At 55.9% G+C, this 23,417-nt stretch carries 17 protein-coding genes and 1 pseudogene; 9 read left to right on the top strand and 9 right to left on the bottom strand.

Features of this window, described 5'->3' with window-relative positions:
• Position 1: 1 nt before the first annotated feature.
• Both CZ203_RS12550 and CZ203_RS12555 read left to right on the top strand, forming a co-directional pair.
• A complete protein-coding gene (locus CZ203_RS12550; protein ID WP_087066454.1) occupies positions 2 to 5,239 on the top strand; it encodes a GumC domain-containing protein in 5,238 nt (1,745 codons plus the stop codon).
• A gap of 14 nt (positions 5,240 to 5,253) precedes the next feature.
• A complete protein-coding gene (locus CZ203_RS12555) occupies positions 5,254 to 6,051 on the top strand; it encodes an N-acetylmuramoyl-L-alanine amidase (RefSeq protein WP_087066455.1) in 798 nt (265 codons plus the stop codon).
• 77 nt (positions 6,052 to 6,128) lie between these two features.
• Here the strand turns inward: CZ203_RS12555 and CZ203_RS12560 are convergent, their stop codons facing one another.
• From CZ203_RS12560 to CZ203_RS12570, 3 genes are all read right to left on the bottom strand, one after another.
• Positions 6,129 to 7,793: a recombinase family protein gene (locus CZ203_RS12560; protein ID WP_235847530.1), complete on the bottom strand. Its 1,665-nt coding sequence runs from the start codon at positions 7,791 to 7,793 to the stop codon at positions 6,129 to 6,131.
• Complete coding sequence (locus tag CZ203_RS12565; RefSeq protein ID WP_087066457.1) at positions 7,790 to 7,978, bottom strand: hypothetical protein; 189 nt, start codon at positions 7,976 to 7,978, stop codon at positions 7,790 to 7,792. The genes CZ203_RS12560 and CZ203_RS12565 overlap by 4 nt, the downstream gene beginning before the upstream one ends.
• Before the next feature lie 119 nt (positions 7,979 to 8,097).
• A complete protein-coding gene (locus tag CZ203_RS12570) occupies positions 8,098 to 8,310 on the bottom strand; it encodes a helix-turn-helix domain-containing protein (protein ID WP_087066458.1) in 213 nt (70 codons plus the stop codon).
• A 371-nt stretch (positions 8,311 to 8,681) separates the two neighbouring features.
• Here CZ203_RS12570 and CZ203_RS12575 point away from each other — a divergent pair, with 371 nt between their 5' ends.
• The 5 genes from CZ203_RS12575 to CZ203_RS12595 all read left to right on the top strand — a co-directional run bounded on the left by CZ203_RS12575 (position 8,682) and on the right by CZ203_RS12595 (position 15,959).
• A complete protein-coding gene (locus tag CZ203_RS12575) occupies positions 8,682 to 9,578 on the top strand; it encodes a DMT family transporter (protein ID WP_087066459.1) in 897 nt (298 codons plus the stop codon).
• Positions 9,579 to 9,828: 250 nt separating this feature from the next.
• A complete protein-coding gene (locus CZ203_RS12580) occupies positions 9,829 to 11,664 on the top strand; it encodes an efflux RND transporter periplasmic adaptor subunit (RefSeq protein ID WP_087066460.1) in 1,836 nt (611 codons plus the stop codon).
• An 11-nt stretch (positions 11,665 to 11,675) separates the two neighbouring features.
• Positions 11,676 to 12,419 carry an ABC transporter ATP-binding protein gene (locus tag CZ203_RS12585; protein WP_087066461.1) on the top strand — a complete coding sequence of 248 codons (744 nt, stop codon included), beginning with the start codon at positions 11,676 to 11,678 and terminating at the stop codon, positions 12,417 to 12,419.
• On the top strand, positions 12,416 to 13,654 hold the full coding sequence (locus tag CZ203_RS12590; RefSeq protein WP_087066462.1) for an ABC transporter permease: 1,239 nt from the start codon (positions 12,416 to 12,418) through the stop codon (positions 13,652 to 13,654). Before CZ203_RS12585 ends, CZ203_RS12590 begins: the two co-directional genes overlap by 4 nt.
• A 16-nt stretch (positions 13,655 to 13,670) precedes the next feature.
• Complete coding sequence (locus tag CZ203_RS12595) at positions 13,671 to 15,959, top strand: S-layer homology domain-containing protein (RefSeq protein ID WP_087066463.1); 2,289 nt, start codon at positions 13,671 to 13,673, stop codon at positions 15,957 to 15,959.
• A gap of 60 nt (positions 15,960 to 16,019) precedes the next feature.
• On the opposite strand, the pseudogene CZ203_RS15205 reads toward CZ203_RS12595, so the two are convergent.
• The 6 genes and pseudogenes from CZ203_RS15205 to CZ203_RS14305 form a co-directional block, all read right to left on the bottom strand.
• Positions 16,020 to 16,181: pseudogene (locus CZ203_RS15205) on the bottom strand (manganese catalase family protein); the annotation flags it as partial.
• A complete protein-coding gene (locus CZ203_RS12605) occupies positions 16,171 to 17,643 on the bottom strand; it encodes a recombinase family protein (RefSeq protein ID WP_159456523.1) in 1,473 nt (490 codons plus the stop codon). The gene CZ203_RS12605 and the pseudogene CZ203_RS15205, both read right to left, overlap by 11 nt.
• Positions 17,644 to 17,698: 55 nt before the next feature.
• Positions 17,699 to 18,883 (bottom strand): hypothetical protein, encoded by a 1,185-nt coding sequence (locus CZ203_RS12610; RefSeq protein WP_087066465.1) that lies wholly within the window; start codon positions 18,881 to 18,883, stop codon positions 17,699 to 17,701.
• A gap of 501 nt (positions 18,884 to 19,384) precedes the next feature.
• Positions 19,385 to 19,525, bottom strand: coding sequence for a recombinase family protein (locus tag CZ203_RS14300; RefSeq protein ID WP_143436218.1), 141 nt, complete (start codon positions 19,523 to 19,525; stop codon positions 19,385 to 19,387).
• Positions 19,526 to 19,578: 53 nt separating this feature from the next.
• Positions 19,579 to 20,844 carry a hypothetical protein gene (locus CZ203_RS12615; RefSeq protein ID WP_087066466.1) on the bottom strand — a complete coding sequence of 422 codons (1,266 nt, stop codon included), beginning with the start codon at positions 20,842 to 20,844 and terminating at the stop codon, positions 19,579 to 19,581.
• Between the two features lie 104 nt (positions 20,845 to 20,948).
• A complete protein-coding gene (locus tag CZ203_RS14305; RefSeq protein WP_143436219.1) occupies positions 20,949 to 21,092 on the bottom strand; it encodes a recombinase family protein in 144 nt (47 codons plus the stop codon).
• 544 nt (positions 21,093 to 21,636) lie between these two features.
• On the opposite strand from CZ203_RS14305, the gene CZ203_RS12620 reads away from it, so the two are divergent.
• Both CZ203_RS12620 and CZ203_RS12625 read left to right on the top strand, forming a co-directional pair.
• Positions 21,637 to 22,089, top strand: coding sequence for a hypothetical protein (locus CZ203_RS12620; RefSeq protein WP_087066467.1), 453 nt, complete (start codon positions 21,637 to 21,639; stop codon positions 22,087 to 22,089).
• Position 22,090: 1 nt separating this feature from the next.
• On the top strand, positions 22,091 to 23,149 hold the full coding sequence (locus tag CZ203_RS12625) for a phage tail sheath C-terminal domain-containing protein (RefSeq protein WP_087066468.1): 1,059 nt from the start codon (positions 22,091 to 22,093) through the stop codon (positions 23,147 to 23,149).
• Positions 23,150 to 23,417 lie beyond the last annotated feature (268 nt).

Genomic DNA, 23,417 nt, shown 5'->3' on the forward strand with positions numbered 1-23,417 from the left:
CATGGCAAGCGAGTACGTGCGCAAAATGGCCGAAAAACAGGCGAAAAAGGTCGATAAACAATTTGGGAAGGGCGCATATGGCGGCAGCCAGTGGCGCGAGGAAACGGCTAAAAAAAGCCGCCCGACACAGCAGGGGCTTGCAGATTATCAAAAATCCATTTCAGCCAGGGCACCGGCTTCCAGCTATGCCGCCGCAGCCGGAAACTATAGGACACCGATTGCACCTTTAACGCCACAGAGCGCGGCGATTTCCGGGGTGAAAAATCCGGAAACCCAGAAAAAGGTGCAAAAGGGGATGCAGACAGCCGCCGCCAAAGATAAGGAAGCACGCGGTAAACCGTTTTGGGAGGATATGTTCGCGCAGGACGAAACCTACGTAGACCTTGCCAAGAAGGGGGATTTTGCAGGTGCGGCGGCGAACTTTATCGGCTCAGGCGTGCAAGCACTCCAAAGCGGTTATTTAAACGCCATAAATGCGGGGGATTCCCTGCTGCACGGGCAAGGGCTTCCGGAATTTCACTACAATATGTCAAAAGAGGATTATGACAAGGAAGTTGTGAAACGGTTGGGCGGCGGAAAGACCATTGGGGAGCACATCAGCGAGCTAAACCCAGGGCTGGGCATGGCCTACGGCATTGTAAACGAAACGCTTTCAGACCCCACAACGTTCCTTTCCGGCGGCGAGGTCTACGACGCAGTAGAACGGGCTGGCCGGGCAAAGGCCGGAGGCGGGAATTACGCCAAGGCGCTGCAAAATGGGACGTTCAGCCAAGTGCCAAGGGTGAACACAGCGAAACAAGGCGCGCAGGGGGCGCAGGACGCACGAGGCGCGGGTCAGGGCATAGAGGAATTGCCGGTAATGCAAAAGCCCGCAGAGGGCGTACAGGAGGCCGCAACCGCCACGCAGGCCGGCAAGGCCGCGACAGAGACGCCGGAACAAGTGAAATCCGTCGCGGAGAAATTGCAGGACGATTTACGCGCCGCACAGGAGCAGCTTGAAGAAGCCATGTCCGGAACCCGGCAATATTACGCGGAATACCGCAGCACAGCGCCGGAGACGCGCCGGGCGGGATTGCTTGACGATTACCGGGCGGCTGACCAGCGAGTGAAGCGGACGCAAGCCCAGGTTGATAAGCTGAAAAAAGAGATACAGACGCTTGCGGAAAATGAAGCAGCACAGAAAGCGGCAGCACGCGAAGCGGAAAAAGCCGCGCAAGCTTCAAAAATGCGATACGATCAGGTGCTACAGGTTGCGGACGGCATAGACGCAAAGACGGTGCACCGCGCAGACCTGGACGCCCTGCACGAAATCGGGGAAACCTCCCCGGAAATTGCGGCCATGGGACAAAAATACCGCATGGCCGAAGAATTACAGGCCAAGCTTTACGGCAAGGCGGCTATGGAGCCGGAAAATCAGGTTGTAGGGCTGTACAAGCAACTCGAAAACGCGGATTCCATCCAAGATGCACTGAAAATCCAAGATCAGATTACAGAAACCGAAAAGGAGCTTGAAAATATTCGGGGCGTGCTTGATCAGGCTACACAAGCTTTTCAAAAAAACGCCAGGGAGGGCAAGCCGTTAATACATAAAGCAGACATCCTAACGGACGCGGGGCTTACACCGGGCGAATTACCTCCTGTGGCCGATTATGCCGAAGCATTCGGCGGCTTCCGCCCAGGCGAAAGGGTGCGCGCGGGAGACCGGGGGAATTATGGCGTGATTGACAGAAAGAACGCCTCCGGTACTTATGACGTTACCTTCCGTGATAGCAAAACAGGCAGCACCAAGACCGTGGAGTTTGACGGGGATATGCTGCAACGGGTAGAACATGTCGAAGATATTGCCAAGCCAAAGCTGGAAGACTTGCCGGACTTTGCATCATCCAAAGGCGTTTATGAGCAGGACACACCAAGGTTGGAAGAACTGCCTGTGATGCGTCAAGAACCCCAAGCGTTTGGGGGCGGTTTAGAGGTGGCCAGCGCGCCGCGTGGCATGGACGATGTGCCGCCGACAAGCACTGCCAGAGCACCGGCAAACGAGGTGCAGGCGGCAGAAAAAGCTAAAATTGCGGCAAAGAATGCCCGGGAGAAATCTCCACTTGAGTTGGATGGGGCAAAGGAACTAACCGACGGTATTGATTACGAAATGAAAAGCGGGCTGGAAACACTGGGGGCGGACGACTATTACAAGCTGAATAACCCCAGCGGTGCATATAACAAGGACGTTTCCCGTGTGATGGACGCGGCGGCGGGCAAGGACAAGACGCTGCGCCAAAAGCTGAAGGAAGTTTTTGAAATACCGCTGTGGGAAGCTAAAAAGCGGTTTGCACAAGGCGTGAAAAACAAGCTTGACCAGTATTACGAAGCCTGCAAAGAACTGGGCATTAAGCAGGGGAGCCGGGAAAGCGCCGCCGTGCAATGGTACGGCGAGGGCTATCGCGTGGTGAAGGGTGAAAAAGTACCCTATGGGCTGGCAGAGCTGCAACGGGATTTCCCGGACACATGGAAGAATATTCAGAAAATGGACGGCATCAACCGCAGGCTGTATGATTCGTATTTACAGCGGCTTAACGCGGCGCTTGAAAAAATCTATCCCAATGTCGAAGAAACGGCAAAACATCAGCTTACCGTATTGCAGGCACGCCGGGACGGGCTGCAAAGCAAGGTAAAGGCTTTGCAAGAGGGGATGCAGGCGGCGCCGGGGAATACCCAGTACGCGGACGAACTAAAACGCATGATGCAGAGCGTCAAGGAAAATGACGATGAAATTATAAAGCTGCAACAGGCGATTGAGGACGGCAGCATATTTAAAAACAAGCGCGTACAGGCGCGCCGGGACTATTACCACCATTGGCGAGAGATGGACGACGGCCTAAGTGCTGTAAAAAACATCTTTCAAACATCGGCGGATATCGACCCGCGCCTTGTCGGTGTATCCGACTGGACAAAGCCCAAAAGCAAATGGGCGGGATTTATGCAACGGCGGCACGGCATCGACGATGCGCAGGATTCCGTGGGCGGCATGGTGAAATACATCCAAGCGGCGGAGTACAAAATTAATATTGATCCGGAAATTGCGCGGCTGCGCGTTGCGGTGCGAGACCTGCAAAACGGTACGGCGGACACCAAGAACGCCAACCGCTTTATTGAATGGCTGACGGATTTTACAAATGACCTTGCGGGCAAAACAAACCCCATTGACCGGGCATTTCAAAAAGCAGCACCGGGCGGACGGAAAACCATGAAAGCATTTCGGTGGTTAAACAATCGGTTAAAAGGCAGCGCAGTTGTTGGCAACTTAAGTTCGGTTGTATCCCAGGTCTATAACCTGCCAAACGCAGTCGCATACATCAAAAATCCGGCAGACCTGGCGGCAGGTGCGATAGACGCCACGCGCGTCTCGCTGGGCAGCAAAAAGGCAAAAAATTTGCTTTCGCAAAGTGGGTTTTTAACGGAACGCTATTTAGATCATTCTGTAAGACAGTTTGACGAAGGGGTTTTAAAAGCGCCGGGAAAATTTGCGGGTTGGCTGATGGAGATCGGTGATCGGAAGGTTGCCGAAATGTCATGGTTTGCCGCATATCGGCAAGCGGAACGCAAAGGGATAGCCGACGCCGCCACATACGCCGATGATATCACGCGGCGCGCCATTGCCGGGCGCGGCATCGGAGAAGTGCCGCTAATGCAGAAATCGGAGATTGTAAAGCTATTTGCACCTTTCCAGGTGGAAGTCAATAACGCATACCAGCTCCTAAAGGAGCGTGTGAAGCAAAAGGACGCGCTGGGGCTAGTTGAAATGTTCGCTACAACATGGCTTATGAACGAGGTGCGTAAAAACTTTATAGACGGGCGGGAAACAGGGTTCGACCCAATCCACGCGGCGCAGGACACTTATAAAGAAATTGCTGCACAAGAGGAAAAATCCGGTGAAAAAATGTCGGCCATGGAGAAGACGGGGAAATATGCAGGCAGGCTTTCCGGCGAACTTCTTTCCAATATGCCAGCAGGCGACCAAATCGCTAGAACGCTGCTCGGCATAAATGAGAGCACCGCAGAAAAATTTTTTGGGGAAGGCGACCCGACGCGCTTTGGCACCGGGAATATTGGCCTTTCAGCACTGACAACGCCTATCACAAGCTTTGTAAATGGCCAGCAGGTGGACTATTTAGAACCCATCACAAATATCCTACCTCCATTCGGCGGCGCACAGCTCAACCGTAGCCGCAAGGCGGCGGAAGACTTAGACTTGCTTCCAAAACTGCGCCTTGACCAGGAAAACGGGTTTACAGTACGCCGTCAACCCGTGCCGGGCGCTTACACGGCGGACAATAAGCGCTTAAAATATCCAATTGACACGGACGACAAGGGAAATGCAGCAAAGGCGCTGCTTTTTGGCACCACCTCTACAAAGGAAGGACAGCAATATTTAGACGGCGGTGCAAAGATGCTTTCCGAAAAGGGGACGCAGAACTTTAACGCGCTGGCATCTATGGATATCGACCCACAGACCGCTTTCAGCCTTGTGAATCAGGTAAATGCCCTAAAACCGATTAAGGATAAGGACGGCAAGACGATCGAAACCCAAAACGAACAGGCGCGCCGCTTGATTATGGATATGGACGCACCGGCGGGCGTAAAGCAGCGGATAGACCAGCAGCTTGTAGCCGGAACAGAACCGAATGAAGACGGCGAGTTGCCGCGAACGCCGGATTATTTATCAGAAGGGGAGCTATTGGCGTTTGACCGGCTTTCTGAGGCGACTTACCAAAAGGCGAAGCAGGCGAAAATGTTCAACGGCGTGCCTTATGAAAATTTTGTAGAGGCATATGACACTTTGCGGGCGGTGGACAAGAAAAAGGAAGCCGGGCAAATTGCGTCAAAGGACGTAAACCACGAAAAACGGCGCGCACTGGCAAGCATGGATATTCCGAATGCGCAGAAAAACGTAATTGATGATATGTTAATAAACGATATGACCATCATCCCGAAAGAAATAAACGCAGATTATAGCACCCCGGAAACGCTGCGCATTTCACAAATGAGCGAAGCGGCGCAAAAGAAATGGACAAAAGCAAAAAAAGCCGGTTTTAATTCAACAGAATTCAATCGGGCGTGGGAAGCACTAGGAAAAATAAAAAAAGGAGGGCGAAAAGCGCGCATTGCAGCAATACAGGATTTAGGATATTCGTATGCGGATGCAGCTTTTTTCGCAGACTTATACACGGAACGGGCAAAGTAATTGGAGGGATAATTATGGCGAAGGTTTTTATTGGCGTCGGCCACGGCGGCAAGGACAGTGGCGCGGTGGCCGGCGGGCTGCGCGAGAGTGACGTAAACCTGACGATGGCGCTTGCCATGCGCGATGAGCTGCGGCGGCATGGCGTGACAGTCGGTATCAGCCGCACCACGGACGAAGACGACCGGCTCTCGGAGGAAATACAGGAGTGTAACGCATTCGCTCCAGATTTTGCCGTTGAGGTACATAACAACAGCGGCGGCGGCGACGGGTTCGAGGTATTCGTATACCCAGGCAGCGGGCAGGCGCGGCGGCTGGCCGAAGCGATCGAGGACGAGGTAAAAGGCATCGGCCAGAACAGCCGGGGGATTAAAACAAGTACGGCGCTGGGCTGGGTGCGCGAGGTGAAAGCGCCCGCCGTGCTGTGTGAAGGGTTCTTTTTGGACAATGCCACAGACCGGCTTATCGCGGACACGGCGGCCAAACAGCGCGCCTTTGGCGCGGCCTATGCGCGCGGCGTGCTGCGTATGCTGGGGATTGCATATATACCGCAGGGCGGTGACCTGGACGTACTGTGCGCACAAGTAAAGGCGCGGTACGGATTTGACGATGACACAATGCAAGAGCTGCGCAAGCATCCATACCCTGATGCGCTGATGAAAAAATTAGCGGACAAACCGCGACCGGCGGGCGGCGGCATTGGAGTGAACGGCGAAGCCGTGCAGCAGATTTTTGGATTTGAAAACGAAACCATGCGCTTTTTAATGAACCATCAATATTCAGACGCTTTATTTGTGAAAATGATTGAAAAATAGCGAAAAGCACCGCAGAAAATAAACTGCGGTGCTTTTCGCTGTTATAGGGGCAAATACAATGGACAGGCCGGAAATTTTCATTGATAAAGTTCGTGCGCTAGTTCTTCGGTACCTACCGAGGATGCAAAATGGCCACGGGCGGCCGCCTTCGCTTCGGGAGGGGCGGCGTCCCAGCCCTTTTGCAGGGCTTGCGGATCGGCGACCAGGTAGCGCGCGCTTTGGGGCAGCATTTGCAAACGGATTTCCAGGACGCCGCCGGGCAGGACGGTGATCCTGTCGAGGAGGCGGCGGTAAAAAGCGTCGTCCCACACGTCGCCGCTCATGAGCGCGCGGATGTACGCTTCGGCCTGCCCGTAGGGCGCATCCGTGCAGCCATCTTGCGCCCCGCGCCGGGCAAGCGCTTCTTGTTCCGCCGCCAACCCGGCCGCTTCGGCATCGCACCGCGCGGCCATACGCTGGAATTCGGCCTTGGAAATGTCCTGGTTTAAGTAAAGCTCCAGCAGGGACTGCCGCTTTTCCGCAAGCCGCTGCAATTTGCCCGCCAGCTTTTCCGGGCGGCAGCCCTCCCCGCCGGGCTTCATGGCCGGCCGGATGATGCGCCCGAGGGTTGCGGCCAACGCGGCTTTGTCCAGCGGCAGGTTTTTCACCACTTGCCGCAGCACCAGCCGCAGGCAGTCCTCGCTGACGGCGCGGCCGTCGCAGCCGACGGCGTTGCCCGCGGGATCGGTTTTGCACCTGCCGTGGCTTGCCGACCGGCTGCACCGCCAGGCCTTGTATACGCTGCCGTCCCGCCGCTTTTTTGTGCGGGCGACATAGGAGCTGCCGCAAAGCCCGCATTTGACCTTGCCAGAAAAGCAGTAGCGGTTGGAGTGCTTGGCCTTCTGGCTGCCGGAAGGGGAACGGCGCGCAAGCTCCTGCTGCGCCTGGCCGAACAGTTCCCGGCTGATAATGGGTTCGTGGTGGTCCCGCAGGACGACAAATTCCTCCTCACCCCGGTTGTATTTTTTCTCATGGGTCAAATAGTTGGGGGTAATGGTCTTTTTCTGGATCAGGTCGCCGCAGTATTTCTCGTTGCGGAGGATGCGCAGGACGACCGTGCCTGACCACTGCTTCATATAGGTGGCAGTGGGGATGCCGCCCTCCTGCAATTCCCGGGCGATCGTGTGCGCGCCTTTCCCCTCTTGTACAAATTTATGGAAGATCAGGCGGACGGTTTTCGCCCCGGCCTCGTTCCGATATAGCTTACCGTCCCGCACGTCGTATCCCAGCAGGTCCCGGCCGAAAACCACGCCCTGCTCCATGCGGCGTTTTTGCCCCCACTTTACCCGGTCGGAGGTTTTGCGGCTTTCCTCCTGCGCGATGGAGGACATGATGGTCAGCCGCAGCTCCGCGTCCGGGTCGAGGGTGTTGATATTGTCGTTCATGAAGATCACGCCCACGCCAAGCCCTTTCAGCTTGCGGGTGTAGAGGATGCTGTCCAGCGTGTTGCGGGCGAAGCGGCTGATCTCCTTGGTGACGACCAGGTCGAAGCGGCGTGCCTGCGCGTCAGCGATCATGCGGTTGAAGGCGGCGCGCTTTTTCGTGGACGTACCGGTAACGCCCTCGTCCGCGTAGACCTCGGCCAATTCCCACTCGGGGTTGCGGCCGATATATTCGGCAAAATACCGTTTTTGGCTCTCCAGGGAGCCGGCCTGGTCGTCCTTGTCGGTGGACACCCGGCAGTAGGCCGCCACGCGCGTCACAGGGCGCCCCCTTCCCACGGCTTGTGGAGCCCATCGAGGCAAAGGCCAAACTGCCGCTTTGTCAGCAGCCCCTGCCCGAGGAGCGCCAGCAAAACGGCAGCCTGGAAGTTTTCCGTGAAGTTTTGGCCGGCGGGGCCGGACGGCGGAGCGGTCAGCTCGACCATATAAAGCGGTCGCTTTTTCATTGCGGCACCTCCCTTGCAACAAGGGTATGCGCGCCGCCGCCAGAAATGCCTGAAAACCGCGGGCAACAAGGAAGCCGGGCGCATATTGCGTCCGGCTTCCCCAGGATCCCTTATAAGCGCTAGGCGTTTTGTTCGTAAAACAGCGTCCAGTCCATTTCCAGCACCTGTGCGATGCGCTTGGCGGTTTCAACCGGGACCTTATGGTCGCCGTTTTCGATGCGTGTATAGTAGCTGCGGGCAATCCCCGCGGCCTCCGCCACCTGTTCCTGCGTCAAGCCTTTTTCACGGCGCTTTGCCAGCAGCCAAAGGCGCGCGTTTTCCTTGTCCTTCATCGCGTTCTCTCCTTTGATTAAAAACTGGATAAATACACCTTTTAAGGCTGGTAAGCTCTGAAAAGGTATACTTTACCGCAGCGCAAATTTTTGAGACGGCTGTAGGGCATCCTGCTGCCCTGCTCGTTCTATTTTACCACCGAAATTGTGAAAAGTATAGTGGCAAATCCTTTCTTCCGAAAATTTCAGAAAACTGCAAAAAGGTATACTTTACCGCAGCGTTTTCTACTTTAAGACATTTTTCCCAATCCATGCGAAGCCGGCGGGACGGGGAAAATAATCCCTGCCGGGGCATTAAAAAAAGCGGGGCGCTGTGGTATAATGGGAAACAAACCGGTGCGCGCACCGCGCGCCGCAAGGGGGATTTTATCATGAAGGACTCACGCAGGGTTTACCTGCTACTTATCCTGACCACTGCGCTCTGGGGCAGCCTGTACGTGGCGAACAAGTTTGTGCTCGGCTACCTGCCGACCTTTACGATCCTGTTTTTCCGGTACCTGTTTGCCGCGGCTTCGCTGACCATTATTTTACGGGCGCGCAACCCCCAGCATGTGGAGAAACCAGTTAAAATAGGGCGCAAGGATTATAAATATGTGGTGCTGCTCGGCCTTGGCGGCTATGTGGGTTCGATCATGTTCCAGCAGCTCGGCACCAAGATCGCGGGCGCGTCCATGGCGTCGCTCATCAATTCCATGAACCCGATCTTTATCGTGCTGCTGGCCGTGCTGATCCTGCATGAAAAGCTGACGGTAAAGAAGGCCGTCTGCGTGGCCTGCGCGGTGGCGGGCGCGGCCTTTATTGTCGGCGGCAACGCGGCGGTCGGCAATGCCGCGGGCGTGCTGCTTTCGCTGCTGTCCGTGCTGGTCTGGTCGGTCGTCAGCGTGCTGGTGCGGCGCGTGACGCAGCATTACGACCCGCTGACGCTCACGACCTACGGCATTTATATCGCGGCGGTCGTGACGCTGCCGCTCTGCATATACGAAATCGCGACGACGCCCGGCCTGCCGCTGCTGCAGCCCAAAATCCTGCTGCCGCTGCTGTATATCGGCACGCTGTGCACGGCGGGCGCGCATACGCTGTGGAATTACTGCCTGTCCAAGATGGAGGCAAGCACCTGCGCGCTGTTTTACCCGATCCAGCCGCTGACCTCCGTGGTGCTCGGCATCCTGCTGCTCGGCGAGCAGGTCACGCCATCCTTCCTTGCCGGCGCGGCGCTGATCGTGGGTGGCGTGCTGTATTCCTCCCTTGGCGGCAAAAAAAGGGCCTGAAAACAGGGCGTCCCGTGGTGCCTGGCATCATGGGCCGCCCTGTTTTTGTCGAACTCTTAAGAAAAGCTTACAATTTGTGTATGTGCCTTGCGTCACACATGTCAAAAGCATAGAATAACTTTGTGTAGAGTTTGTGTAGTTTTTTTGAAACGAAAGGCAACCCACAAACGTCTTATACAATATAGGGGCGTTGACGGTTCCCAGCCGCCGCGCCGTATGCGTGACAAACAAACACCGGAGGAATGAAAATATGGAAGACAACACCCCAAAAATGCCAACAGTGCCGGCAGGCGCCACGCCGCAGGCCGCCCCTGATACCAAAGCGCCCACCACGCCGCAGGTGGCGCGCAATAAATATGCGGACAAAATGAACCGCCCCAAGAAAAAGCTGCCGAAGCCGGTAAAGGTCGGCCTGATCGTGCTGGTCGCCGCCGCGGTGGTCGCGGGCGGTATTTTCCTGGTCAAGATGACCCGTGAAAAGACGGATACCGGCAGTGATGCGGAGCAAACCGGGATCGCGACGCGCGGCATGCTGGAAACCTATGTGGAAGGCAGCGGCCGCACGGCGGCGAAAAACAAGGTAGACCTGGGCAAGGACATCAAGGGCGAAGTCACTGAAGTAAACGCGGAGGTCGGGCAAACCGTCCACGCGGGCGATATCCTGTTCATCGTCGACCCCAAGGAGACGCGCAAGGAGCTGGACGACGCCAATTCCGAGCTGGACGACGCCATGCGCGCCGTCGACGAGGCGAATTCCGGGCTGAACACCGCGCAGAAAAACCTGAACAACCTGACTGTCACCGCGCCCTTTACCGGCAAGGTGATCCCGCGCACCGACGACAAGGGGGTTTCCGTCGATTACAAGGTCGGGCAGAACCTGTCCGAAGGCACGGTGCTGGGCACCATGGTGGACGACAGCACCATGCGCCTGTCTTTATATATCAATTACACGTACATAGACGCGGTGAAACCCGGGGCTTCCGCAACCGTGACGATCCCGGCCAGCATGTCGAACGTGCCCGGCAAGGTGGAATCGGTCGAGCGGGTGCAGAAGGTTTCCGACGACGGCGCGATGCTGTTCCGCGTGACCCTTTCGATGAAGAACCCGGGCACCCTGAAAAAGGACATGGTGGCGACCGCCTCTATCGCGACGTCCGCCGGCGCGGTCATGCCCGCGGAGTCGGGCAAGCTGGAATACACCCGCGAAGAGGATATCACCGTCAAATCGTCCGGCGAGATCGCCTCGATCGGCAGCCTGGACTATTACCGCTACAGCGCGGGCGACGTGCTGTGCCGCCTGAAGAACGAGGATACGCAGACCGCCGTCGGCACGGCGCAGCGTTCGCTCGAGGGCGCGCAGAAAGCGTTGCAGACCAAGCAGGAGCGCATCGCAGAACTGGAGAAGCTGATCCAGGACTCGACCGTCCGTTCGACGATCGACGGCATCGTGACGAACCTTTCGGTGACGGTGGGCGACAAGCTTGAGGGCAATACGACGCCCTGCACCGTGGCCGACCTGTCCTCGATCGTAGTCAACGTCGATATTTCCGAGCTGGACATCGATAAGGTACAGTCCGGCATGCCCGCCATCATCACGATGGACATGGACGAGAGCCAGATGTATACCGGCACGGTCTCGAGCGTCAGCATGCAGGCCACCCAGAACCAGAACCAACAGGGCGGCGGCGGTGGCAGCAGCGCCGTCACTTTCCCCGCGGTCATCCAGCTTGACGATACGGCGGGCTCGCTCGCGCCAGACCGCGGCGTGTCCTTCAAGATCATTTCGGCCTCGAAGGACGACTGCATCATGGTGCCGTCCACCGCGGTCGTCTACACCGAGCAGGGCGCGGCGGTTTACGCCAAGCCAGCAGAGGGGCAGACTTTTGAAAACACGCTGCCCGCGATCGAAGGCAGCGACGTGCCGGAGGGCTTCGTACTCGTCGCGGTCGAGACCGGCATTTTTGACGACACCAATACCGAGATCGTTTCCGGCATCGACGAGGGCACCGAGGTCTTCCTCGCAGGCCCGCAGGATGCGTACGCCAATATGGGCGGCATGGGCGGCATGTCCGTCGCCGTCGGTTAAGGGGGCGGCTTATGAAACGACAGAGATCCCCGGCCGATACGCCGCCCGAGCACCTGATCGTGGTCGAGCACCTGAGCAAGATCTATAACGAGGGCAAGGAGAATGAGGTGCGCGCGCTCGAGGACATCAATTTGACGATTGATTACGGCGAGTTCGTGTGCTTCCTCGGCCAGTCCGGTTCGGGCAAGTCCACGCTGATGAACATCCTGGGCTGCCTCGACCTGCCGACCTACGGGCGCTTCGTGCTGAACGGCACGCCGGTCAGCGAAATCCGCCCCTCGGTGCTGTCGGGCATCCGGAACCGGGAAATCGGCTTTATCTTCCAGGGCTTCAACCTGATCCCCGGCCTGACCGCGCTGGAAAACGTGGAGCTGCCCCTGATTTACCGCGGCGTGGGGCGTTCGGAGCGGCGGCGGCTCGCGGAATCCGCGCTGACGGACGTCGGCCTCGGCAACCGCATGGGGCACCTGCCCGCGGAGATGTCCGGCGGCCAGCAGCAGCGCGTCGCGATCGCCCGTGCCATGGCGGCCAGCCCGCCGATCATCATGGCGGACGAGCCGACCGGCAACCTGGACTCCAAGTCCGGCCATGAAATCATGACACGCCTGCGCAAGCTGAACGACGAGACCGGCACCACGGTCATCCTCATCACGCACGACAGCCACTTGGCTACGATGGCAAAGCGCGTCGTCACGATCACGGACGGGCACATTATGGGAGACCAGATCTATACAGGAGGGAAGCTGGAAGCATGAGCATAACCCAAACGCTGGCGATGGCTTTCAAGGCCATCGGGAACAACAAGCTGCGCTCCTTCCTGACCATGCTGGGCATCATCATCGGCGTGGCCGCGGTCATCACGCTCGTGTCCGTCACGCAGGGGCAGAGCCAGATGTACATGATGCAGATGGAGGCGCAGGGTGCAAACCGCATCGACATGTACTTCTATGTCAACAGCTCTAAGGCGCGGGACGCCATCCTGGATTATGCGGAAAAGGAGGTCGGCAAACGGATCGTCGCGATCACGCCGATGTCCCAGAACCAGGTGACGCTCAAATACCGCACCAAGAATATGAACGACGTGCGGATTTCCTTCGGCAACGAGCAGTACGGCCTTTGTACCTCGAACAATATTTCCGCCGGGCGCGATATTAGCAAGAGCGACGTCAAGAACCGCGCGCGCGTGTGCGTGATCGGCGAGGCGGTGCGCAAGAACTTTTTCGGCGCGATGAGCCCGATCGGGCAGACGATCAAGATCGGCAACTCATGGTCGCAGTCGTACCAGCCGTATACCGTCATCGGCGTGTATAACGGCAAGTTCGGCGGCAAGCTCAACACGGACGACCAGATGGTCCTCGTGCCCAACACGCTGCAGATGCGTATCATGGGCTGGGAGGACAACTCGAGCTATGCCATGCGCGCGACCGACACCGACGCGGCAAAGAGCTTCACAGACGATATCACCGCGTTTGCAAATACCAAGATCGACCCGAACAACGACTATTTCCAGGCTTATGCAAACGCGCAGTTCCAGGAACAGATGCAGAGCGCGACCGACCAGCAGAGCATCACGATGGCGATCATCGCCGGCATCTCGCTGCTCGTCGGCGGCATCGGCATTATGAACATCATGCTGGTCACCGTGACCGAGCGCACGCGCGAGATCGGTATCCGTATGGCGATCGGCGCGCGGCGGCGCGACATCATCGGGCAGTTCCTGATCGAGGCCAGCGTCGTTTCCGCCATTGGCGGCCTGTTCGGCATCGGCCTCGGCTATTTCGGCGCGGCGGTGCTCGGCAACATCATGCTGGCGCCGGTGGCAAGCTCGCCCTGGATGCCCGCGGCGGCGGCGGACATGGTCGTTTCGCCCAGCCTGCCGCTTGTGATCGGCGCGTTCCTGTTCTCGGTGGTGCTGGGCATCGTGTTCGGCATCTACCCCGCGAACAAGGCTTCCAAGCTGCAGCCGGTCGAAGCGCTGCGCACCCAATAAAGGGAGGTACCTCAAAATGAAAAGACAACTGATCAGCGGCGCGCTGGCGCTGTCCATGCTGCTCGGCAGCGCCGCGGCTTTTTCCGACATTACGGATCCAAAGGTCCGCCAGGCGGCGGCGGTGCTCAATAACCTGGAAATCATGCAGGGCGAGGGCGGCGACCGCTTTAACCCGAACGGGCAGCTCACCCGCGCGCAGTTTTGCAAGCTCGCGGTGACGGCGCTCGGCATCCAGGACGTGTCGGCCTACCGCAATTACACGATTTTCCCAGACGTGCCCTACAGCCACTGGGCGGCGGGCTACATCAACGCCGCCGTCAAGCAGACCACCATCCGCGACCGGCAGATCATCCGCGGGTTTGCGGACGGCACCTTCGGCCCTGACCAGACCATCAGCTACGGCGAGGTATGCACAATGCTGCTGCGCATGCTGGGCTATACGGTCGAGGACGTCGGCCCCTTCTGGCCGAACGACTACATTGCCAAGGCGGAGGCGCTGCGCCTCAACGAGGGGGCGGCATCCTACGGCGCGAACGACGTGGTAAAGCGCGGCGACGCGGCGGTGATGCTGCTCAACACCCTGCAGGCAAGCCCCAAGGAGGGCGACAAGCTGCTGATGCACAGCGTCGCCTCCAACAGCATCGACAACAGCATCCTGCTCGCGACTTATGAGACGGACAGCGACCTGCGCAACGGCCAGGCCAGCTTCTATGAGGGCGGCACGATCATCAACCGGCCGATGGAGGGCACGCTCGACAAATCGGTCGTCGGCACCCGCGGCACGGTGCTTTTCGACAAGACCACGACCTCCAAGGTGCGCGCGTTCGTGCCGGACAGCGGCAATGTGGAAACGGTCGACGTCAAGCAGGCGCGCGTCGATTCGCTCGAGAGCGAGGGCGGGCAGAAATATAAGGTGCCGCGCAAGACCCAGGTCGTGCTGGACGGCGAGCTGCTCGATTACGGCGAAACCTACTTCGACCTGAGCGACCGCACGCTCAATCTGTACTACGACAGCGGCCATCAGCTCGAGCTGATCTCCGTGGCGTACGAGGGCGCGGAATCGGGCGCGTTTGTATACGGCACCGCCGCTTCGGGCAATATCCCGCAGGGCTACACCGTGATCAAAAACGGTGTGGAGATCGGGCGTGAGGAGATCAAAAAGTACGACCTCGTCACGGTCAACCCGGAAACACGCACCGTTACGGTATCCGACCGCCGCGTGACCGGCTGCCTGGAAGACGCTTCCCCGGCCTACGGGTATCCGGAAAAGGTGAAGCTGCTGGGGCGCGAATTTAACGTGGCCGAAGGCGCGTCCGGATACTTCAAGAACATGAAGCATAATGACAAGGTGACGCTGCTGCTCGATACCTACGGCAACGTGCAGGCGGCGTTCCCGGCCTCCGAGGTTTCGGGCGCGATGGTCGGCGTTTACACCAAGAAGAACGGCACGGACGTTACGGTCGAGCTGCTGAACGGCGTCAAGGTTTCCGGCAAGGCGGACAAGGACACGGCGGACAACCTGGTCGGCCAGATGGTCTCAGTGACCGGCGGTACGGACGGCAAAATCTATCTGTCCCGCTACAATATGTCCAGCCGTATCAGCGGCGACTGGTCGATCGAGGCCGGTACAATCGGCAGCAAAAAGGTCGCTTCCAACGTCAAGATTTACGAAATGGTCGCGGACAAGGCGCCGGTGACCGCGATCGACGCGGACGACATCCTGCGCGGCACGGTAAAGTCGGGCGAAATCCGCACGACGCTGACCGACACCTCCGGCAATGTAATCGGCATCGTGCTCGATGACGTAACCGGCTACGGCTGGCAGTACGGCATTGCGAGCATTAACAGCACAAAGGGCGACATCATTGGGAAGTTCGAAGACGAAGGCGGCGAGCCCGAATACAATTACAATTATTCGGTTTCCCTGACCTGCTGGGCGGAAAACGACGACGGCGAATACGCTTCCGCAAAGAAGACCTACCAGGTGCTGTCGACGCCCTCCGGCATGTCCGGCCCGGTCGGTATCCCGCGCGGCATGGATCAGTATGCAGACACGAAGATCTTCCTGCCGGTCAAGAAGCTTACGGCCGCAGGCTCGGTCGGCCTGGACGCGTTCGATGCCTCGGACGGCGTGAAGACGCGTGACGGCTACTATCCGCTGCAAAAGGATATCGGCGTCTATGTATCGGACTATAAAAAGATGATTTCGCTGCGGGAAGCCAAGGCGAACTTTAAGGAATTTACCCTATATGCGGACGCAAAGCCGGAAGACGGCGGTATGATCCGTATGATTATTGCAAAATAAAGGGAAAGCCCCCTGCTTGCGGCAGGGGGCTTTTTACGCAGGGGGCAATTTTGATACCACGGTACCGATATCGGTCAGGATACCTTTGGTCTCCTTATAGGGCATCGTATAGCGCTGGTTCAGGTAGCGCATGGATGCGCCGAGCTCGCCGTCCGGACCGCCAAATCGTAAAAAGAGATAGTCCGAAGAATGTTTCGGATTATCTCTTTTTTTATGCGTAATATTGGATTTGGAAGCAATTATTCTTGCGGTCAAAAATGATGCATCGGATGAAACGGCGCAGGGCGTCGTTTTTGTCCGCGTCCGTGACGCCTTCGTCACGCAGTTTTTGGAGGGCGTCCTGGTGCGCGGCGGCGAATGCCGCCGGGGTGACCGCTTCCCCCGGCGCGGGCGCGCTTTCACGAAGGGCGGCGATGCGTCCCTCGATCGCGGCCTTGCGCGCGCGGTATTCCTCCAGGGTATCGACGCCGGCCTCATACGCTTCGCGGATGCGTTCCAGCTTCTGTTCCTCGCGGGCAATCTGCCGGCCGAGGAGCTGGGCGGCGTTGCTGCTTTTCATCCGTTGCCCGTCGGCCGCCATCACGCCAAAGTTGAGAGTCTGGAAATCCTGCTCGATCCGGTCGAATACGGCCTCGGTAATGGCCGCAAGCTGGATGCTGTGCGATTCCGGGCATTGGCCGCGCGCATACCGGTGGCACTGCACCGAGGGGCCGCCCTTCGCCGTGCGGGTCTTGGACGAGAGCACGAGCGTAGACCCGCAGCTCGAGCAGCGCAGCAAGCCCTTGAGGGCGAACATGTGCCCGTCCCGGCGGCCGTGCGGGGCGTATTTACGCTTCTGCTCGTCAAGCAGGTGCTGCACCTCGTCATACAGCCCGCGCGGGATGAGGGGCGCGTGCGTGCCGTCAACGGTGATGGTATCGGGGTTATCCCAGTCGCGCCGCGTGCGGCCGGTCGGCGTCCAGCGCACCTTCCCGATATAAACCGGGTTGCGCAGGATGTACTCCACGGAGCGGTTCTCCAGCGGGTTGCCGAAGCGGGTGCGGATGCCGATCGCGTTCAGCTCGCGGGCGATGGTGACCAGCGGCTTGCCGCCGGCGAAGTCCTCAAAGATTTTACGGACGACCGGCGCGGCATCCGGGTCTTCTGCATATTCGCCGTCCTGCATCCGATATCCCATGGGCGCGTAGGTGTTCGGCTTGCCCTCCTTGGCGCGCTGCGTCATACCGCGGCGCACCTCGCCCGCAAGGTTGATGCTGTAATATTCGTCCATGGCTTCGATCATGGCCTCGATGATGATGGACATGCCCTCGTCGCCGATCGGCTCGCTGACGGACACGACCTCGATGCCCAGCTCGCGCCGGAGCATGGACTTATACAGGATGCTGTCCTCGCGGTTGCGGGCGAAACGGGAGAACTTCCAGAGCAGCACCACGTCGAAGGGGCGGGGCTTGGTCTTGGCAACGCCGATCATGCGCATGAACCCGTCGCGCTTGTTCGTGGACTTGCCGCTGATGCCCTCGTCCACGAAGACATATTCATCCGGGATAACGATGTTGTTCGCCTTGGCGTATTTCCGGATTTCTACGAGCTGCGATTCGGGGGAGTATTCCACCTGGTCGTCGGTCGAGACGCGGATATAAGCCGCGCCGATGCGGATATCGTCAGGGGTGGGGGTGGGTTGCATGGCGTGGCCTCCTTCCGGTGTGAAAATGCCCGCCCAGGTGGGCGGGCGGTTTTTATTATTGGTTCGCACTCGAATACAGTGCGTAGACATAGGGCACGGTTTTGTTTGACCCTAGTACGGTTACATATGTAATAGTTCCCGAATAGGTTCCATAAAATTCGATTTTATCATTTTCAAGTATTTTAGGATCACTTTTTTGCTTTCCAACGTAACTGACATAAATAATGTCTATATCACCAGCGTCAACCAATATAGTATCCCCATCTACTTGTAGTACGGAACCAGATATTTTAATGTTTTTACCCTTATAATCTTCCGGCCTACGTGCGAGTTCCTCATAGGAATAGGTTTCACAGGTTTGTATAAAAGCTTTACGCTTTTCGTTGTATGCTTTTACCCAGTCGGCCGTGGTATTTTCTGACGCTTCTTTGGCGGCATCTCCAACTGACTCTAAAAAGCAATCATTTAAATCCAATGTTCCTTGAAAAGGAACTCCGACCCCCGTCACTACGCCAGAGATTATAACATATTCACCATCGGCACATTGTGCTTTCATTTCAAGTGGGAAGCCGGAAAAAGAAATATTTAATGCTGATTCTCCTGTTTGCCGTTCTAGAAAGGAGAATGTGGAAAAGTAGTCGCTCATGTTGGATATTTGTCCGGCGACACGTACGCGGGTTTTATTATATTTATCTGGATTTTCTGTGATTTCCATATAATCTGTTAATGGCAAGGTGCTTGCAATGCTTTCATTTTTTAACCGCCATTGTTGTGTTTGCTCTTGTACAATTTCTTGAGCCTGATTTCCACTGTTGATGACAGAAGCGTTTCGGAGATAATAAGATGAAGTCCATTCTCCGCTGACTAAAATACAATCATTGACCGCATAAACATCTTTTGCCTTCTTCTGGTATTGATCCGGTAATATATCAACAGCAAAGCTTGATAGGCTGGACTTAGTGCGTTCTTTGAAAACGGCCTTGCCACCAAAATCAAAATCTGAAATCCGCCCGGCTACTTTGATTTTCTGTCCAACGTAGGCATCCGGGTCGTCCAACACGTCGATATAGTCGAGAAGAGTATCGCTTGTTTGGTTTTCCGCCGCTTTATTGTCCTCAGGTGCTGCCGGGGCTGGTTCTACCGTATTAGTTTCTAAATCCGCGCTTTCAGGTGCTTGGGTACAAGCTGTTAAACTGCAAAGGATTGACAAAGCAGCTAGCAGCGCAACGATTCGTTTCATAGATGACCCTCCTCACATACGCATCCATTAATTAAGTTTTATTTAACTGTAGTAACGATTTTTCCGGAAAGTCTATTCCATACAAGTTCAATTGGTATATCACCAGTCATTTTAATATCTAGATATGTTAATCTAAATGAGCTTTTAAACTCAATTCAATGGTTTGATCATCAATAGGCAAGTTTACTGTTTCAGTATGACCGTTTTCGATAGAAAGCCTGATTGAATTATCAATAATTACCTTAATCGGAGGGTTGCCTAAATATACTTGACTCGAACGATCAATTGTAAGCTTAAAGTCGGTATGCACAACAGTACCTGAAACAACGGATGCCCCGCAGGACGAACAGAAGCTGCCATCGTCAGAAATGCTTTCCCCGCATTCCCTAAAAACGTAGTGCAGCAGCCTTTCTGAATAAATATAATGAAGCATCTTTATGTGTACCAGTTTAACATAACAAGGGAGGATTTACCAGAATGATCCCTCAAATTCCCCAGGTCTTAACAAAATTCCATGATGTTATTCGCCTTTGCGTATTTCCGGATTTCTACGAGCTGTGATTCGGGGGAGTATTCCACCTGGTCGTCGGTCGAGACGCGGATATAAGCCGCGCCGATGCGGATGCCGTCAGGGGGGTGCATGGCGTGGCCTTTTTCCGGTGTGAAAATGCCCGCCCGGGTGGGCGGGCGGTTGGTTATGCCAGAATATGCAAAACTACTTGCGTATCTGTAACGTTATATACCCATGTAGCTGTTGTTCCTACAGATACGGCATTTCTTTCCGTAGTAATATCACTAAGGGCGAGCTCATCCTCGATTTTGTCCTGTGTAGTGGTATCGTACTCAAACATCAGTAGCATGCAGGCTAATGTCGCACCAGAAAATTTTTGGGCTTCAGTACTCTCAAGCTTATTTTTTTCAATAATGTACGCAACGTTATATAAATCCCCGGTGCTATCCTGGGTAGAAGTGGAGATTTTAATGCCTGGAATCAAATTATAATACGTGACGGTTGTCGCTGGTAAAGATGCGGTAGCTTCTATTTTTTCGGGATTTGCTTCAGGGGTAAGATTGACAGTAAACCCATATTTAGATTCTGTATCCATTCCGCTGTAAACGGTACTAAGTGTAGATAGAAATGACTCGGCAGATACACCAAACGTAGCAAAATTAGGGTAATTTTGTTTATCATCTCCGGTAGTTGTCCCTTGTGAACTATTCTGGTCGTTGACAGACGGATCTGCAGTGAAGGAATAGCTTAGAATTTCATAGTCCAAAACATAGCCCGCATCAAGAGGGACGGCAAGTACTTTTGAAGCAGAACTGCTGAAAGGCTTACTATTCTCTGCGGTATAGGTTGTCGAATCTAAAATTGTGCCAGAAGCATCTTTGGCAACGATTCGCACTTCGCCAGTGAAGTATTTATCGGTACGATTATAAACATCTACACCTAATTCACGTTTGCTGTGGTCATAAGAATAGACCCCGTAATCGGTGGAAGTAATGCGAATGTATTGCTTTACGTTTGTGTCATTTACCTCAGGTGTGGTGGCAAATGTTTCTGAAAATTTGTAATCGACAATATCATAGCTGAAATTATATTCCGAACTTCTTTCAGCAAGAAATGGCGTAGATGTGTAATCCTTTGGGTTCATATTGTCCAAAAAAACAGTATGTTCACCAATCTGTTTCCCGCTTTGGTCTGTAACGGTTAAGTGGAGTTCAGCGGTTAAATACTGGTCAGAGTTGTTGGTGATACTGGCCGCCACATGCTCGAAATTGTCTAGTGTGGATTGTAAATCTGAAAACCGAACATCAATATTTTTATCAGTAGGCGTTGCTGCCATTGATTCTGAAGAATGATTAGGAATTGTCCCTTCATCGGCTGCAGGCGCCTGCCCACATGCTGCGAGAGATATTAGCAGCGATAGTGCTGCGAGTAATGCCACAAATTTTTTCATAGATATAACCCCCTATGCCTATTCCATTATCAATAGATTTATAAGTATCATTTTAACATAGCAAGGGAGGATTTACCAGGACAATTCCTTATATTCTCCAGGTCTTAACAAAATTCTGTGATGCTGTTCGTCTTTTCGTATTTCCCAATTTCTACGAGCTGCGATTCGGGGGAGTATTCCACCTGGTCGTCGGTCGAGACGCGGATATAGGCCGCGCCGATGCGGATGCCGTCAGGGGTGGGGTGCATGGCGTGGCCTCCTTCCGGTTATTTATAGGGCAAAAGTTTAGCCCTGCCTCTATATTTAAGTTCAAAAGGCTCTAAATATGCTGTACTGGGGTAGTGGCGGAAAATTATAAAAATTAGGGCTTTACAATATGCGCTGTACATGCTATTATATTAAATACAAACAGATGTTCTGTATTTTAAACCGTGCCGCGATCCCGTTAGAGGTGAAGGAAGCGGCAGAAGGGAAAGGCACTAGGCCGCGCAAAACGGGAACGATTGCATAGGAGGATCTGTATGATGAAAAACGGCTGGTATTGCTGCCCAAAGTGTGGGAGGAAGCTGTTCCCGGTTGGAAAAACCACGTATATCCGGGATCTTGCTTACAAGTGCAAACACTGCAAAGAAAATTTCACAGTACAAGTTGAGCCACGAGCCTTTGAGCCAGGAGCCTGAACGCAAGCCGGATTGACCGGCCTGCGCCCAGGCTCTTTTGTTTTGCGGGAAGGGGGGATTACATGAGGGCAGTAAATAGGCAAAGGGGATGCCGCACGGAAAAGGGGGCTGTATGATCTCAAAAAAGGAAATCTGGGAGGCACTGGAGAGGGTGCTTGCTGGACGTTTCCCGGGTATACGAATATACCGGGGCACGCCCCCAGACGGCTTTGACCGGCCTGCACTTGCGCTCCTATCCGGCAAGCGGAAAGCCGTGCTGGGCGGGTGTGAGGATACGGCAGATGTCGTACAGGCGGTTATCATCCAGTGTATTGGGGAAACGGGGGCGGACGGCTTAGACGACACCGCCGACGCTGTGGAAGCGCTATTTTTACACGACGGCCTCCGCGTAGGCGGCCGCGTACTGCCGGTGCGGGATGTGCGCACAGTATGTGCGCCCAATACTGCGGATACCATCCTTGTTACGGTTAAATTACATTATTTAGACGACCGCCCGCCGGCGGCGGAGGTGTTCCCACCAGCGGCGGAGGTCGTCGCAAACATTACTGCGAAGGAGGCACATTGATATGCCGTTACCAACCATCAATATTGCATTCAAGGAAGCCGCGTCCGACGCGATCAAGCGGTCGCAGAAGGGGACTGTGGCGCTTATCCTCAAGGATGCCGCGGCGAGCGGGGCGCTGACGCTGACAAGCGCCGCACAGATCCCGAAGGCGCTGGCCGCGGACAATGCGTCCTACATCGCGCGGGCGTTCCTCGGCCATACGAACGCGCCGCGCCGTGTGCTCGCCTATGTGCTGGGCGCGGACGCCGCGAACCTGGACGACGCGCTGGCCTGGCTCGGCACGCAGACATTCGACTACCTGTGTGCGCCGCCGGACGTAACGGCGGAGCAGGCCGGGGCGGTCAAGGCATGGATTTTGGAACAGCGCGCCGAGCACCGCATTTACAAGGCCGTACTGCCGCACCTGGCCGCGGATACGGAGGCCGTGGTAAACCTGACCACGGACGGGTGCAAGGTCGGCGGTGTGACGCTGGACGCGGCCGCCATGTGTTCCCGCATTGCCGGGCTGATTGCGGGTACGCCGATGGCGAACAGCTGCACCTACGCGCCGCTGCCCGAGCTGGCGGATATCGGGCGGCTGACACAGGCCGCGGGCGACGCAGCGGTCGACAACGGGGAGTTTATCCTGATCCATGACGGCGTGAAGGTCAAGGTCGGCCGCGCGGTGAACAGCCTGAAAACCCTGCCGGCCAGCAAAAGCAAGGTCTATAAAAAGATCAAGATCGTCGAGCTGCTGGACATGATCGACAACGACATCCGCGTAACGGCGGCGGATACCTATATCGGCCGGGGCAACAGCTACCAGAACAAGCTGGTACTGGTAACGGCGATCACGACCTATTTCCAGCAGCTTGAATCCGAAGGGCTGTTACAGCCGGGCAGCACGGTGGACATCGACGTGGAAGCGACGCGCGAATACCTGGTGCAGCAGGGCGTGGACGTTTCCGAGCTGGCCGACCAGCAGATCAAGGAGCACAGCACGGACGACAAGGTATTCCTGACCGCGTCGATCGTGCCGCTGGACGCGATCGAGGACGTTAGCCTCAATATCATGATCTAAAACGGAAAAGCCCCGCCGGGAAGGCGGGGCGGGAATTTGACAAGAACGGCGTCTTTGCTATAATAAAAGCAAGGCGCTGTCATAGACGGCGGTCAGTCATTTCCCCCAGCGCATTTTATGCGGAGGGAGGTGATAGCGGATGTGGAAGAAAATCGCGAGATTTTTGTTATGCACAGTGGTTTTGCTGTACATATTTACCATAAACGCGCGTTGACCGCCCGGCTGGTACCCGAGCGGTCAACTTGATTGACTGAACGTGAGGCTGGCC

The sequence above is a fragment of the Intestinibacillus massiliensis genome (genome assembly GCF_900155735.1).
In the GTDB taxonomy this organism is placed as follows: Bacteria; Bacillota; Clostridia; order Oscillospirales; family Butyricicoccaceae; genus Intestinibacillus; species Intestinibacillus massiliensis.